Consider the following 14,357-nt stretch of genomic DNA (forward strand, 5'->3'; position numbering starts at 1 on the left):
GAGGGGCGAAATGAAGGGTGACCTCCAGTTCACCTGGGAACTGAGCGGCAGCGGGTGGGCGACGTACCAAATCGCAGACAGCACGTCGGCACGCAAGGACACCGTCAGCTACTGCACCAACGCCCTCTCCGACCTCTTGTACGCGGTCGCTGGTCTCTACGAGACAGACGCTGCCCAGCGGGTCTCCTTCGACCTTGAACCTGTCGAAGTCAGGTGGAGGCTCCGGCGCCACGAAGCGAGCGTGGAAATCACCATCTCCCAATTCCCGGACGTGTCCGAGAGCTGGAACGCGCCCGATGATCAGGGCATCCCCTGTTGGAGTTCGACACAGCCGCGTAGCTCTTTGGGCCATGTAGTCACGGAGGCTGCCGAGACGGTGTTGCGGCTCCACGGCGAAGCCGGCTACCGGAAGAGATGGGTCCAGCACGACTTCCCCAGCGCCGCACTGGACAACCTCCGACAGTCGCACCAGCGAGACGACGAGTGCCCACACGACCGATGCCGCGTCGATCCTGATTCCTGACATCCACAGTTGACATCAACGAGGTCGGACGGCGGCACGCACCCGCACCTCTGAACAACCGTCGGACCAGACAACGAAGGCGTCCGGGGCGGGCCCGGATCGAACTCCTAAAGCGGGTGTCGCAGGTTCGAATCCTGCCGGGGGCACAACATTGAAGGGCCAGTTCGGAGGCTTGATCCTCTCGAACTGGCCCTTCTTCATGATCGCGTCCGTGCCACCACTGGCCGGAAACCGGCATCGGGCTTGGTACTCCAGCCGTAGATCGTTGTGTGCCCTGGTCTTGGGGCTGTCTGTCACTGGCGGAAACCCGGATGGCCTCAGCGCACGTTCTGGGTAGAGTCGGGCGATGCCCGAGCTGAAGCGGCTGCATGCCGACCACGCCCCTGCGGTCCTGGCCTTCGAGCTGGCGAACCGCACCTACTTCGCCGCCTCGATCTCCGACCGCGGCGACGACTTCTTCGACCGGTTCACCGACCGGTACAACGCCTCGCTGGCCGAGCACGAGGCCGGCAGCTGCGCCTTCTACGTACTCGTCGCCGAGGACGGTTCGGTGCTCGGCAGGTTCAACCTGTACGACGTGGAGGACGGCGCCGCCAGGGTCGGCTACCGGGTCGCTGAGCAGGTCGCCGGCCGCGGCGTGGCGACCGCGACCGTCCGGGAGCTGTGCCGGATGGCGACAGCTGGGTACGGCCTGCGCACACTGCGGGCGGCCACCTCCCATGACAACGCCGCGTCCCGGAGAGTCCTGACCAAGGCCGGGTTCGTCCCGGTCGGTCCTGCCACCCCGGCCGATCTCGGCGGCAAGTCGGGCACCTGGTACCAGCGGGACCTCCAGCCATAGACCTTGATCGTGCTCGTAGGCCGGCTGCGGGAAGACTGCGGTCACCGCTGACCATCGTCGGTCTTCGCCCACCGATGGTCAGCGGTGACCGCAGGTCGCACCAGCGAAAAGACCCCCAGCCGGTCATGGCTGGGGGTCTTCGACGTCTACAGCTGACATCAACGGGCACGGCGGGCGTTCCCGTTCGCAGGGCTAGAGCCCCGGGGGCACCTTGACGATGTCCCACTCACGGTCGTCCGTGGTGATGCAATTCTGGATGCTGAGCGTGTTCTTGGTGGTGATCGGCTTGCCTGGGGGGCTGTACCCGTCGACGTTCAGGCAGAGGTCCCTGCTCGCGGCGTTGTGGATGTAGTAGTGGCCGTCGCGCTGCTTGTCGAGCCACCACAGCTGGTTGTCGGGCTGGGTGCCGGCGCAGGTGAACTCGGTCACCGGGGCCCCGATCGGCTGTGCGCCGCCGCCGGGCAGGTCCATGCAGAGACGGTCCTTGATGTTGCGGATCTGGAAGAGGCTGTTGTTGTTGGGGCCGCCGTGCGGATGCTGGATCTCCAGGTCCCAGACCTGGTTGTCCGCGTCCGTGGGGTTGCAGTCGTTCTCGATGACGGGGCCGTTGATCTTGCCGTTGTCCCTGCCGGGGAGTTCGGCGCAGAGCTTGGTCACCGGGTTCTTGATCAGTACGTGCTTCTGGTTCGCCGGGTCGGCCGGCTTCTTCTTGGCCCCGCCGCCGCCTCCGCCGCCTCCTGCGCCGCCGCCGCTGCTGCCGGTGTCGGGGACGGGGGCTGACGGGGTGGGGGGCGGGACGCTCGCCGCGGGCGGTGGCAGGGTCGGTGTCGCGGAGGGTGCGGGGATCGCGACGCCGGCTTCCTGGGGCTTGGCGGTGGCACGGGTGGCGACCTGGGGCTTGTGGGTGAACCAGGCCATGATGAAGATGATCGCGATGGCCATGCACACCGCGAAGAAGGTGGCCAGCCAGCGGGGCAGGAACCCGCGCTGGACGTAGGTCCCGTCGACGTCGAGGGGCTTGGTGCCCGAGCGCTGGATCGCGAGGCGGTAGGGGCGGTCCTGCTTGCGGCCGAACCAGATGATCTGACGCGGGCGCAGAGTGGCCTTCACGAACGCGGCACGGCCGGGCTCGATCTGGACGTTGGCCGGGTGGACCTCGTACGAGAGCTGGTCGCCGTTCTCGCTGCCGTTGACCGAAGCGGTGAGCTTGGTGTTGCCGAGGTTGTCGATGGCCAGCTTGGGGCGCCCGCGGAAGCGGCCCTTGACGGTGTGCGGCACGAGCTCCGCGCGGATCTCGGAGAACGGCGTGATCGTGATGTTCCCCTCGGGCACCGTGGTCGCCTCGGGGTGCTCCGTGGGGATGACCTGGACGCCGTACGGGTTCGGCCCGGCGATGGCGTCGGGGGTACGCGGCGGGGCGAAGACGAGGTCCACGGTGCCGGTCGTGCCGGGGAAGAGGCGGATGGTCGGCGGTTCGACGGTCACGTACGGGGCGAGGTCACCGACGGGTACGCACCGGTACTCGTCCACGACGTCGCCCGTGTTGCGCAGCCGAAGCCGCACCGTGGCCGTACTGCCCGGGTCCACCGTGGTGGAAGCGGGCTCCAGAGAGGTCCAGATGCTCACGCGCCGGACACTAGCCACCACCATGACGCCATGTCACCAGGCTACGGGGCACACACACTGCCCCCGACGCCCAACCCACGATGCCCTTCGCGCACCGTCGGCTGAGCAGCCGGTACGGCAAAGGCCTGTATTCACGGCCATACCCGCCCCGGCCCACGCCGCAAACACGCCCGTCAAGAATACCGGGGCCAGGCGCTGTTGCCGGGGTGTTGGCAGAGAAACCGCCGAGCGTTCCGAAGAGCTGCCGCGGGCGCGCCGGGGCGCGTCGTGTGTCGTGGGGTTCCGTTCCATCCCGCTGCGCGATCTTCCACACTGGGGCTCCGCCCTCCGGTGTACCGGTTCTTGACCAGGACACCGGCGCTCCGCCGACAGCTTGGACGATCCCGTGGCACACCTTCCGGCCGACGTGCGAGCCGCGTTCCGGTTCTTCGCGTTCTATCTGGGCAACGGCACCCTCGATATCGATCTGCTCGACGGGATCGACTACCGTGCCCGCCTGGTGACGTTCGGCTCCGACCTCGAAATGATCTTCGCGATCTTCGCCAACGTCCTCGAAGTAGACGCAGACGGACAGACACTCAACGACGGCGAGGCTCAGTACCGCGCCGCCCAGTGGATCCGTAGGTGCTGCGACCCCGGCTACCGGGTGGAGCCGCCGTTCGAAGCGTGGGAGACCGAGCTGCACGGCCCCTGAAGTTCCTGGGCCGCAGCCGCGGTCACGGCAGCCGGGACGGGCAGGGCCGCCGGAGCTCAGCGCAGGCCGGAGAGAGCGAGGATGCTCCGTGCCAGCTCCCGGTCGATACGGAGCGACACCTCCTGCAGGGGCAGTCGGCCTGTCGTCAGAGTGCCGCGGGCCACGCTCATGCGGGCGCCCGTGTGCAGGATCTGCCACAGGGACGGGTTCGCGACCAGGACACGGATGCCGAGTTCGAGGCGGTTGCCGTCCGTGTCCCGGAGGATCAGTCGCTGCGTGACTCCGTCCGGCCGGGAGACCGCGACGAGCCGATCCGTATGGACGTGGTCGCGTTGGACGAGGCCGCGGGAGACGAGCAGGCCGGCGGTACCGGTGACCCGGGTGGGCCACAGGACGGCGAACAGGGCGACGCCGAGGGCGGCCCACAGCAGTGACCGGCCGCCGGCCGCGGCGCCGGCCATGGCATCGACGGTGGGCAGCAGCACGGGGAGGAGCAGGGAGACACCGATCGCCACGAGAGCGTCGGCCGCCCAGCGGCTGTCACCGGCGTACCGCGTCGTCACCCCGCCGGTACCAGGGCGGACGGCCGCCGCCCGGCTGGGGCGCCGGCTCGCACAGCACCCGGAGGCCTGCCGGGAAACGTCACGGCGGACCTCGTTCGCCCGGTCGCCCATCGCCGCTCCCTTCTCGCACGTCCTCTGCAGCTGTCTCAGGTAATCGCCGTTCCGGCGGGTGACGCGCCCTGCTGACGTCCTTCTGACACCGCGAGGTCGATCCTTGACGTACCTCTGACGCCGCTGCGGACCGGCCGTCAGCGATCCGTCATGACTCGGCCGGCGGGCATCAGGGGAACATCATGAGGCGCCGGCCGGGGCCCGGACGGGGCATAGCTTCGGTGCCGTATCCCGGTCTGCCTCCCCGCACCCGGGACGTCACCCGCTACTCGTGGTTCCTCCGGGAGGTTCCCATGTGTCTGCACCGCTACGACGACCCCGAGCCCGGAGAACAGGCCCCGGCCGGGCCGCTGTACGTACCCGTCCGGCCTGGACCCGCGCGCGCTGCCCTCCGTCTCTTCCGCACCCCGCTCGGCGTTCGTACCACCGTCGCCTTCACCGGAGCGGCACGGCTCACCGCGACGCTGGGCGAGGGCCAGGCGTGGATCGTCCTCTCCGAGCCCGCGCTGCGGGCGATGGCCGGACCGCTCGGCGTGACACGGCTGACGCTCGACCCGATGCTCACCGCGCCTCCGGCCCGGGCCGGCGCCCCCGCCCGTGCTGTCGCTGAGCTCCGGCGGCCCGACTCTCCGCCCATGCCGCGCGAGGAGAAGCTGACACCGTGACGACCACCCTTGCTCAGCCCCCCGTGTTCGCGGCCGACGACGATCTGTCGGTCTGGCCCGGTTCGACGACACGGCTCCCCCACGAGGGCCTCGCCGTCGGCGGTGTCGATCTCGCCGAGATCGCCGGGCGATTCGGGACGCCCGCGTACGTCCTGGACAGGGGCGAAGTACGCGAGCGCTGCCGGGCCTACCGTGCCGCCTTCCCGGACGCCGACATCCTCTACGCGGCCAAGGCCTTCCTCTCCCGCGCGATGGTGCGCTGGATAGCCTCGGAAGGGCTCGGACTCGACGTCTGCTCCGCCGGAGAACTCGAACTCGCCGTGACGGCAGGGTTTCCGGCGTCCCGGATCGTCATGCACGGCAACGCCAAGTCACCTCACGACCTGGAGACCGCGTTGCGGCTCGGAGTCGGCCGGATCGTCATCGACAGCCCCTCCGAGATCGCCCAACTGGCCGCCGCCGTAGGGCATCGCGGCAGTCAGGGGGTCATGGTCCGCGTGGTACCGGGCGTATCCGCGGGCGGCCACTCGAAAATCCGGACCGGCACGGAGGACCAGAAGTTCGGCCTGTCCCTCACCGACGGACAGGCGCACCACGCGATCTCCCGTGTTCTCGGGCAGCCACAGCTCCGGCTGACCGGTCTGCACTGCCACATCGGGTCGCAGCTCACCGACGTCAGGCCTTACCTCGTGGCCGTACGCCGCATGGTGGGACTGATGGCGCGGGTGCGGGACACCCAGGGGGTCGTCCTGCCCGAGCTGGACATGGGCGGCGGTCACGGCATCGCCTACCGGCCGGGAGAGTCCACGCTGGACATCATCGCGCTCTCCCGCAGGCTCCGCGCCGAGCTGGCTGAGGCCTGCGCGGCCGCACGGCTGCCCGTCCCCCGCCTCATCATCGAGCCCGGCCGCGCCGTCGTCGGGCCTGCGGGCGTGGCGCTCTACCGCGTGCTCTCGGTCAAGCGCACCGGAGAGCGGACGTTCGTCGCGGTGGACGGGGGCATGAGCGACAACCCAAGACCCGCGCTGTACGGGGTCCGTTACGCGCCCAGGCTGATCGGGCGGCACTCCACCGCCGGGACCCGCACGGCCACGGTCGTGGGCCGGCACTGCGAAGCCGGCGACATCCTCGCGGCCGATGTCGGTCTGCCGGGGGACATCCGGCCCGGCGATCTGCTCGCCGTACCGGTCGCGGGGGCCTACCAGCTGTCCATGGCATCCGGATACAACCTGGTGGGACGTCCGCCGGTGGTGGCCGTGGACGACGGCCGGGCCAGACTGCTCGTACGCCGGGAGACGCTGGACGACTACCGGGCCCGCGATGTCGGCCTCTGAGCGGTCGGACGGTGTGCCGGCCAGCGAGCGGGCGGACGGCTCAGGTCGGACGACGGCAGCGGTCAGGCGGCGTGTACGTGCGGGCGGCGCGTGCGGTCGGGTTCGGCCTCGCGCAGCACCTCGCGGGTGACGGGGGCGACCTCGCCCTGGCCGAAGAGGAAGAACCGCAGGAAGTTGGCCATCGGGTTGCCCTCGGTCCATTCGAAGTAGATGTGCGGCCGCCGGCCGGTCGTGTCGCGGACATGGAGCAGCAGCGCGGCCAGTGCGTTGGCCACCGTCGGGCTCTCCATCGTCAGGATGCGGTAGCGGCCGTGCAGCACTTCGCCCCGTACGCGCAGTCCGGATTCGAATTCCGACGGGTCGAGGACGGTGACCTCGACGAAGATCAGGTCGTCGCCCGGCGGGATGTCGTTGTCGTCCCGGATCTGCTCGATCTTGTCGCAGTACTCGGTGGCATCACGGCTGTCCGGCTCGTTGGCGATGAACCGGATCGTCCGCGTGGCGGTGTCGCGGAGGAACCGCTGGGCGGTGTCGTCGAGCTCGACGTCGGTGACGCGCAGCTCGAAGAGGCGGGCCAGCCGGGAGAGCAGCGAGAGGCCCATGATCCCCGCGATGAAGCAGGCACCGATCTTCACACCGTCGGGGCGCTCGGCGACGTTCACGGCGCTCGTGTAGACGAAGACGGCGGCGATCACGCCGAAGGCGATGGTCCACCCTCGCTGGCCGGCCCGGCGGGCCGCGATGGTGACGGCGACGGCGGCGGAGGTGATCAGGACCAGCACACCGGTGGCGTACGCACCCCCCTGGGCGTCGACGCTCGCGTGGAAGATCCACGTCACCAGGAAGGCGACCAGGGTGAAGACAATGACCATGGGGCGGACCGCGCGCGCCCAGTGCGGGGCCATGCCGTAGCGGGGCAGATAGCGCGGCATCAGGTTGAGCAGGCCGGCCATGGCCGATGCTCCCGCGAACCACAGGATGAGAATCGTCGATGCGTCGTACACCGTGCCGAAGGCCGAGCCGAGGTACTCGTGCGCGAGATAGGCCAGCGCGCGTCCGTTGGCCGCGCCCCCCGGCTTGAACGCCTTCTCCGGGATCAGCAGCGTGGTGATGAAGCTGCTGGTGATGAGGAAGACGCTCATGATCACGGCGGCCGTGGTCAGGAGCTTCTTGGTCCTCCGGATACGTCCGGCGGGCTTCTCCTCGCTGTCGCCAGGGGCGCCCTCGATGTGCGGCATGACCGCCACACCCGTCTCGAATCCCGACAGTCCCAGGGCGAGTTTGGGGAAGACGATGAGGGCGATGGCGACCATCATCAGCGGGTTTCCGTGTTCGGCGGTCAGTGCGGTGGTCCAGTCCGTGACGACATGCGGGTGGGTGATCACCTGCCACAGCCCTGTCGCGACCACGACGACGTTGAGTGCGAGGTACGTCCCCACGAGGACCACCGCGACGCCGATCGCCTCACCGAAGCCCTTGAGGAAGACGGCGCCGAGCAGTGCGACCAGGATCAGGGTGATCAGGACTTCGTGCCCTTTGAGGCCATCGGTGAGATGCGGGTTCTCCACCATGTGCGCGGTGGCGTCGGCTGCGGAGAGCGTGATGGTGATCAGGAAGTCGGTCGCGGCGAATCCCAGCAGCGTCAGGACGAACAGCTTGCTCTTCCAGAACGTCAGCAGACGCTCCAGCATGGCGATGGAACCCTCACCGTGCGGGCTCTCCTCCGCCACCCGCCGGTAGACCGGCAGCGCGCCGAACAAGGTGAGCACCACCAGCACGATGGTCGCGAGGGGGGACAACAGCCCCGCGGCGAGGGCCGCGATACCCGGCTGATAGCCGAGGGTGGAGAAGTAGTCCAGACCGGTCAGGCACATCACCCGCCACCAACGCTGCCCCTTGGGGGAGGCGGGGGCCTGGCCACCGGGGCCGGAACGCTCCCCCGGCCGGTCGGTCAGGCCTTCCAGCATCCAGGCGCGCAGGCGATCGGTGCGGACGGAGGTCGCCATCGGTGGTGCTCCTGTCGTACGGCGTGGATCAAGCCATCGATACGACAGCCGAGCCAGCGTACGTATCCCGACCATTCATGCCCGGATTTGCGAGAATTCTGATGCCTTCTTAACGCTGACAGCCCGGTGGCGTAGTGAGCCGCCCGGGCGGGTGCGGCACGGGCCCGTCCGATCCGGCGCGCACCGGCCGCCCGCGCGTGCCACGAGGGGGCGGACCGCACGAGTGAGGGGACCGTCCGGTGCGGGGGCAAGCACCCCGGAGCGGTCCGGTACCGGGGCAGCGCCAGGGGAACTGTCCGGCACTGAGGTATCACCACGGAGCGTCGGACGCGGGTAACCTGAGGCCCACCAGGGGGAATCAGCAGCGCACAACAGCGCCGGGAATCACCCGGCGGGGATTCGGCACCCGCCCGGGCAGGCGGGTGCCGCGGGTCCGGATTCTGCCGGGCACAGAGAAGCAGCAGGCCGGAGACCCGGCGCCCTGCGCGACGGCAGGAATCCGGCCTCGCACGACCTGTACGTGGACCGCGCATGGGGGGCGGGAATGGTCACGAGGTACTTCGTCTCGCCGCACGGTGGCCGGCGCGCGCACCCCGACATCACGTCCGCTCTCACCGCCGCGGCCGTGCGGGGCCGGGCCGCCCTGATCGAGATCGCGCCCGGACGGTACGAGGAGGCGCTCAGCGTCCGGGGCGACGTGCGGTTGGTCGCGCTCGGCGGTCCGGGCTCCGTGGTGGTGAGCCGGCCGCACGGCTCCGTCCTCGACGCGCACGGTTCGGTGCAGGTGGACGGTCTCGTACTGATCGGCCACGACTCCGATGTCGTGGGCTGCCACACCGGGGCGCTCACGCTGGAACACGCGGAGATCCGGGCGCACAACGGTGTCGGCGTGCACGCGAGGCCCAACACCTCGGTGACGCTGCGGGACAGCGTGTTCCTGCACGGCAGGGCCCTGTTCAGCGGGGCGGCCGGGCTCGTCGAACGCTGCCGGTTCGTCGACGCCACCGACAACGCGTTAGCGGTGATCAAGGGGGCCGACGTAACGGTCCGGAACAGCTGGATCGGGGGCAGCATGATCCACGGGGTGCGGGTCAGCGGTGCGCGTGCCCAGGTGGACGGGTGCACGCTGACCGGCACCGGCAGAGCGGCCGTCATGGCGGACTCACAGGCGGAACTGACCGTGACCGGCTGCGCGGTCGACGCGGTGCACGCGGAGGCCATCGCCTTCATCGAGCAGTCCAAAGGCTCCGTCACCGGCACACACGTCACCGACGCGGAGCACGGGATCGCGGTGATGAGCGGCGCCGACCCGGTGGTGCGCGGCTGCACCTTCCGTGCCTGCCGTGACACCGGTATCAACGTCCACTCCTCCGGCCGCGGCAGGTTCGAGGAGTGCGAGGTCTTCGGCGCGGGCAACATCGCGGTCTTCTCCACCAAGGGCGGCGCACCCGAAGTGCACGGCTGCCGCATCTCGGGAGGGAACGTCGGGATCGCCGTCACCGACGCCGGCCGGGGCCGCTTCACCCGGGTCGAGCTGGCGGATCTGACCAGCGTCGCCCTGCGGGTCCATGACGGGGCCAAGGCGGTGTTCGAGCAGATCCGGGTGGAGCGCTGCCCGTCCCACCTGGAGGCCCGGGGCGACGGCGGGACCACGGCCGACGTCACGGACTCGGTGTTCCGGGACTTCGACATGTCCGCCGTGGAGGTCCTGGGCCGCTCCCGGGTCACCCTGAAGGGCGTGTCGGCGGAGCGGGGCGTCCTGGGCTTCGGCGTCGGCGAGGAGGCCCAGCTGTTCGTGCACGACTGTGCCGTCTCCGCGGTGAGCTCCTGCGGGGCCATCGGCTTCGGCAAGGGGCGGCTCGTCGCGCGGAACCTCACGGTGACCGGCTCGGGCGGCTTCGGTATCGGCGGGACGGACACCGCCCGTCTGGACGTCGTGGACAGCGAGTTCACCGACTGCGCGACAGCGGGTGCGAGCTTCGACGGCACGTGCGGCGGGCGGCTGGTGAACTGTTCCGTGCGCGGGACGCAGGGTGTGGCCGTACGGGACAACGGCCTCGTCGACCTGGTCTCCCTCCACACGTCGCTGCCGGTCGTCAAGCACATCGAGAAGCCGGTCGAGCAGCCCCCCACGATCGTCAACCACTACGCGGGCCCGGTATTCAACGCCGAGGTCCACGGAGTGCAGCTGTCATGGAACAACACCAACGCCGGTCAGCAGCAGAACAACGAGGACGGTCCCCGCGCATGAACGAGCCGCAGAACGTCAACAACTACGACGGGCCGGTGTTCAACGCCGCTGTCTCGGGAGCCCAGTTCGCCTGGAACAACGGCTCGGTCAACCAGAACCAGCAGAACAACAGCGCCGTGGCCCCCGGCTTCGAGGACCTCGCCCGGCTGGTCACCGACCTGCTGCGGCAGTTGCCCCGGGCGGGGCTCACCGATCAGGACCGTGAGGACGCCGACGCGGCGGCCCGGGAGGTCCTGGCAGCGGTCACCCAGCCGGAGACCCCTGAACCGGGCAGGCTCCGCCGCGCCCTGGCCACGCTGAAGGGGGCGCTGGCTCCGGTCGCCACGGGGGTGGTGGCGGGTACGGCGACGGGGGCGCAGGAGTGGGCGCGGACCGCGATCGAGAACCTGACCCACCTCGGCTGAGCGGCGGCCCGCATCCGGAGTCCGCACGGCACGGCGGGCCGCCCGGCCTCCGGCTTCATACGGGGGCCGACACCGGCCGCTGACCTGCTGACGCCCCGGCGCCCCCGAGGTCTGCGGGTTGCCCGCCGCAACGCTCAACCGGCGCCGGCAGCCCGGTCCTGCGGCGTCCGGCCGTGGGATGCGCCGGACCGGGCCCGCCGCGCCCCGGCCCGCCCCGGCCCGGATCAGCCCGGATCAGCCCGGATCAGCGCAGGGACGGCATGGCCGGCCCCGCGGGGGCCCCTTCCCGGTAGGCCGTCTTGTGGTCGTGCGTGGGCTCCCACACCTGCCGGCACCCTGTGCAGTACCAGCGCCAGTGGTCCGGTCGCTTCGGGCCCGTCGTGCTGGTGTCCTTCCACAGCGGACGGTGTTCCCGGCAGTGCGGGCACTGCGGGGGAGGTCTCAGCACCATGCGGATCTCTTCTCGGCCATCCCCTCAGCCTTGTCCCTCTGCCGTGGTGCGTCCTGCGGACCCGCCGCCGGCCACCCGTACGGGCTACGGAGCAGCCGGGGTGCGGCACCACCGCGGGGTGCGCCGGGAGTGGATGCTCAGCCGTGGCGCGCCGCGCCGCGGTCCCCGGTCCCGGCGTCAGCACCGTCGACGTCACCGTCCGCACCCACACCATTGGCCCCGATGCCGGTCGCTGTCCCGCCCGGCGCCTCCGCACCCACGATCAGGCGGCTGTGGCGCAGGAAGGAGTACGTCTTCGTGCCGGCCTGCAGGAGGTTCGCGCACGCAAGCGCTGCCCACAGGCCCGTCAGGCCGTAGGTGTCCGCCACCGGCACCGCCAGCGCGGCAAGTGCCCCGAACCACAGCACCGTCGACACCAGACTCGGGCCCGTGCGCCTGAGGCCGACCAGGGCGAAGCCCGCCACCGCCTGCAGCGCGTCCGCGGCCACCACCGCGAGGGCCAGGGGCAGCAGTCCGGCCACCCGGTGGTGGAGCGCGTCGTCCGTGGTGAACAGGCCCATCACGGGGGCGCGGAACACCAGCAGCGCGACTCCCAGCACGGCCACGGCGCTCAGGGCCACCCAGGCCCCCGCCGCCACACTGCCGCGGACCCTGCCGAGATCGCGGCGCGCCGCGTGGTCGGCGATCAGCGGGACCGTGGACTGGCCGACCGCGACCGCCGCCGTGAAGATGACGTTCACCAGCGATTCCGAGACGCCGTGCACGGCCGCCGCGTCCGTACTGATCCTGGCCGCCGCGAAGGTCAGCACGCCCAGGACCGCGAACTTCACCAGGACCGTGCCGCCGAGCGGGATACCCACAGCGGCCAGCCGCAGCACGCGCCGCGGGTCCGGGCGGCCGGGCCACAGCGGGCGTCCCGCCAGTACCGTCCGGTGGCGCAGGGCCAGTTGGTTGAGGCCGGTGCTGATCAGGCTGGAGGCGAGCATGGCCACGCCCGCGCCCGTGAGTCCACGACTCGGGAGCGGACCGGGGCCACCGACCAGCAGGACCGACAGCGTGATGGAGACCGCGGTGCCCACGAGACCTGAGCGCATCACCTGGGCGGAGTGGCCCAGCGCGACCAGGACCGAGGTGGCCGAACCGCCGGCGGCGATGAGCAGCACGCTGATCGCCAGCATCCAGGGCAGCAGCCCCAGTTGCCGGAGCACGGCGGGCTGCACGTCCCAGAGTCCGGCGATGAGCGGCACCGCTGCGACCACGGCCGCGCACACCCCGCCCACCGCGACCGCCAGCCACATACCGCCGCGCACCAGGGGCAGCAGTTCGTCCGGGGCGTCGCGGTGGGGCGTGATGAACGGCATCACCCCGCGCAGGGCACCCGCCACGGTGGCGGTCGCGGGCGCGAAGACGGCGATGGCCACCGCGAACGCCGCCAGTGAGGCCGTCGCGTGCCGCCCCAGCAGCACCGTGTCGACGAGCGAACCCGCCGATGCGGCAAGGGTGGTCGCGTAGAGCGGCGCCGCGGTCCGCGCGATGGTCATGAACGCGCTGCGGTCGTTGCTCACACCAGGGGATCCTGCCACCCGGCGCGGGCACGGGCAGGGGAATTCCCCTCGGGGGGCCGCCCGTCCCGGCCCGGCGCCCACGGGTGACGGCCCTGACCGCGATCCGGCCTCTTGACCGCCGTGCGGCCCCCTGACCGCGCTCCGGCCCCCTACGCGTGATCCGGCCCCGGCCCGTCGTGTCCTGCGCCGGGACCGGCCACGAGCCGGTCCTGGGGGCCGCGGGCGATCCGGGCGGGGACGACCGGCCCGCCCGCCGCGACCACCGGTGCGGACGCACTGACGTCCGGCACCGCGGCGGCACCTGCCCGGACGGCCCGCCCCGCGAGCCCCGCCGCCTCTCCGATCGCCTGTACCGCGCGGGCGATCCGCGCCGGGGACGCGCGCACCGTACGGCTGAACTCCACGTGCAGGAAGGGCAGTCCGGCATCGGCGGCTTCCCTTCCCTGTACGTTCGTACGGCCTTCGAGCGAGCAGCGGCGCACCCAGACCCGGCAGACCTCGAAGTCCCGCCGGGACAGCGCCGCGGCCAGGCCCTCGCCCCAGAGGCGGCCGTGGTCGCCCCGGCCGGTGGAGACGATCACGTCGTAGTCGGGCTCGGTGGAGTCGGCGAAGCCGTGCACCTGGATGCCCGGCAGCCGGTGGTCGACCAGTTCGGCGCAGACCGCGTGGAAGACGGTGTCGCGGCGGTGGGCCACATCGGCCGCGCCGTTCTCGCCCGCTCTGCGGTTGGCGCCCGCCATCACCAGCACCCCGCCGGGTGTGGCACGCCAGGCGCCCACGCCCAGTTTCTCGCTGTCGGCGTCCGCGACCGGGTGCGGAACCTGGACGGACCAGGTGGCCGCAGGCCGTGCGGCGCCGGATGTCCCGCCGGACGCCCCGGGCGTGCTGCCCGACGCCGTATGGCCTCCGCCGCGTGGCAGGTCGATATAGATCCGGCCCCACCCCCGGGTGGACTCCCGCGCCCGGTCGGCGATCTCGGCGAAGGGGCGGCCGGTGGCGCTGTCGGTGAAGGCGGAGACACCGAAGTCGACCTCGGCCAGGCGCCGGGCGGCCTCGGTGCGACGGCCGTCCAGGTACAGGCCGACACCGTCGGCGACCGCGCGGCGCTCCAGGGCCGTGGGGGGCCGGAAGGCGCTGTGGCGGATCACCTGGTGGGTGAACTCGTCGATCCGGGCGGCGAGGTCGACGCTCTCGGGGGGCCGGGCGCGCTGCGGCCGGTCTTTACCGGAATCCCCGCCCCCGCCCGCTGTGACGAGCACCACAGCAATCACTACCACTGCCGTGACCAGCGATATTGCCAAAATCACCGATTTACCGGCCCAA

At 71.1% G+C, this 14,357-nt stretch carries 12 protein-coding genes; 7 read left to right on the top strand and 5 right to left on the bottom strand.

The window, feature by feature from the left end; all coding sequences use genetic code 11:
• The first annotated feature begins 10 nt into the window (after window positions 1-10).
• Window positions 11-523: a hypothetical protein gene (locus OG917_RS14465; protein WP_328318008.1), complete on the top strand. Its 513-nt coding sequence runs from the start codon at window positions 11-13 to the stop codon at window positions 521-523.
• A 346-nt stretch (window positions 524-869) separates the two neighbouring features.
• Entirely contained in the window at window positions 870-1,364 is a 495-nt protein-coding gene (locus tag OG917_RS14470; RefSeq protein WP_328318009.1) for a GNAT family N-acetyltransferase, read from the top strand.
• A gap of 192 nt (window positions 1,365-1,556) precedes the next feature.
• On the opposite strand, the gene OG917_RS14475 is transcribed toward OG917_RS14470, so the two are convergent.
• Window positions 1,557-2,990 (bottom strand): RICIN domain-containing protein, encoded by a 1,434-nt coding sequence (locus tag OG917_RS14475; RefSeq protein WP_328318010.1) that lies wholly within the window; start codon window positions 2,988-2,990, stop codon window positions 1,557-1,559.
• A gap of 385 nt (window positions 2,991-3,375) precedes the next feature.
• Here OG917_RS14475 and OG917_RS14480 point away from each other — a divergent pair, with 385 nt between their 5' ends.
• Window positions 3,376-3,684 (top strand): DUF7677 family protein, encoded by a 309-nt coding sequence (locus OG917_RS14480; RefSeq protein WP_328318011.1) that lies wholly within the window; start codon window positions 3,376-3,378, stop codon window positions 3,682-3,684.
• 56 nt (window positions 3,685-3,740) lie between these two features.
• Here OG917_RS14480 and OG917_RS14485 read toward each other — a convergent pair whose 3' ends face one another.
• The gene (locus tag OG917_RS14485; protein WP_328318012.1) at window positions 3,741-4,247 is read right to left on the bottom strand and encodes a hypothetical protein; all 507 of its coding nucleotides are present in this window, start codon (window positions 4,245-4,247) and stop codon (window positions 3,741-3,743) included.
• 404 nt (window positions 4,248-4,651) lie between these two features.
• Between OG917_RS14485 and OG917_RS14490 the strand changes: the two genes are divergently transcribed.
• Both OG917_RS14490 and lysA read left to right on the top strand, forming a co-directional pair.
• Window positions 4,652-5,023 carry an SAV_915 family protein gene (locus OG917_RS14490; RefSeq protein WP_328318013.1) on the top strand — a complete coding sequence of 124 codons (372 nt, stop codon included), beginning with the start codon at window positions 4,652-4,654 and terminating at the stop codon, window positions 5,021-5,023.
• Window positions 5,020-6,357 (top strand): diaminopimelate decarboxylase, encoded by a 1,338-nt coding sequence (lysA, locus tag OG917_RS14495; protein WP_328318014.1) that lies wholly within the window; start codon window positions 5,020-5,022, stop codon window positions 6,355-6,357. Before OG917_RS14490 ends, lysA begins: the two co-directional genes overlap by 4 nt.
• Before the next feature lie 62 nt (window positions 6,358-6,419).
• On the opposite strand, the gene OG917_RS14500 is transcribed toward lysA, so the two are convergent.
• A complete protein-coding gene (locus OG917_RS14500; RefSeq protein WP_328318015.1) occupies window positions 6,420-8,363 on the bottom strand; it encodes an amino acid transporter in 1,944 nt (647 codons plus the stop codon).
• Between the two features lie 544 nt (window positions 8,364-8,907).
• Here OG917_RS14500 and OG917_RS14505 point away from each other — a divergent pair.
• Together OG917_RS14505 and OG917_RS14510 are read left to right on the top strand one after the other, a co-directional pair.
• Entirely contained in the window at window positions 8,908-10,614 is a 1,707-nt protein-coding gene (locus tag OG917_RS14505) for a right-handed parallel beta-helix repeat-containing protein (protein WP_328318016.1), read from the top strand.
• Window positions 10,611-11,018, top strand: coding sequence for a hypothetical protein (locus OG917_RS14510; RefSeq protein ID WP_328318017.1), 408 nt, complete (start codon window positions 10,611-10,613; stop codon window positions 11,016-11,018). The genes OG917_RS14505 and OG917_RS14510 overlap by 4 nt, the downstream gene beginning before the upstream one ends.
• Window positions 11,019-11,606: 588 nt before the next feature.
• Here OG917_RS14510 and OG917_RS14515 read toward each other — a convergent pair.
• Together OG917_RS14515 and OG917_RS14520 are read right to left on the bottom strand one after the other, a co-directional pair.
• Window positions 11,607-13,034 carry an MATE family efflux transporter gene (locus OG917_RS14515; protein WP_328318018.1) on the bottom strand — a complete coding sequence of 476 codons (1,428 nt, stop codon included), beginning with the start codon at window positions 13,032-13,034 and terminating at the stop codon, window positions 11,607-11,609.
• A gap of 149 nt (window positions 13,035-13,183) precedes the next feature.
• On the bottom strand, window positions 13,184-14,311 hold the full coding sequence (locus OG917_RS14520; RefSeq protein ID WP_328318019.1) for a hypothetical protein: 1,128 nt from the start codon (window positions 14,309-14,311) through the stop codon (window positions 13,184-13,186).
• Window positions 14,312-14,357: the final 46 nt, after the last annotated feature.

It is taken from the genome of Streptomyces sp. NBC_00388, assembly GCF_036061255.1.
Classification (GTDB): Bacteria; Actinomycetota; Actinomycetes; order Streptomycetales; family Streptomycetaceae; genus Streptomyces.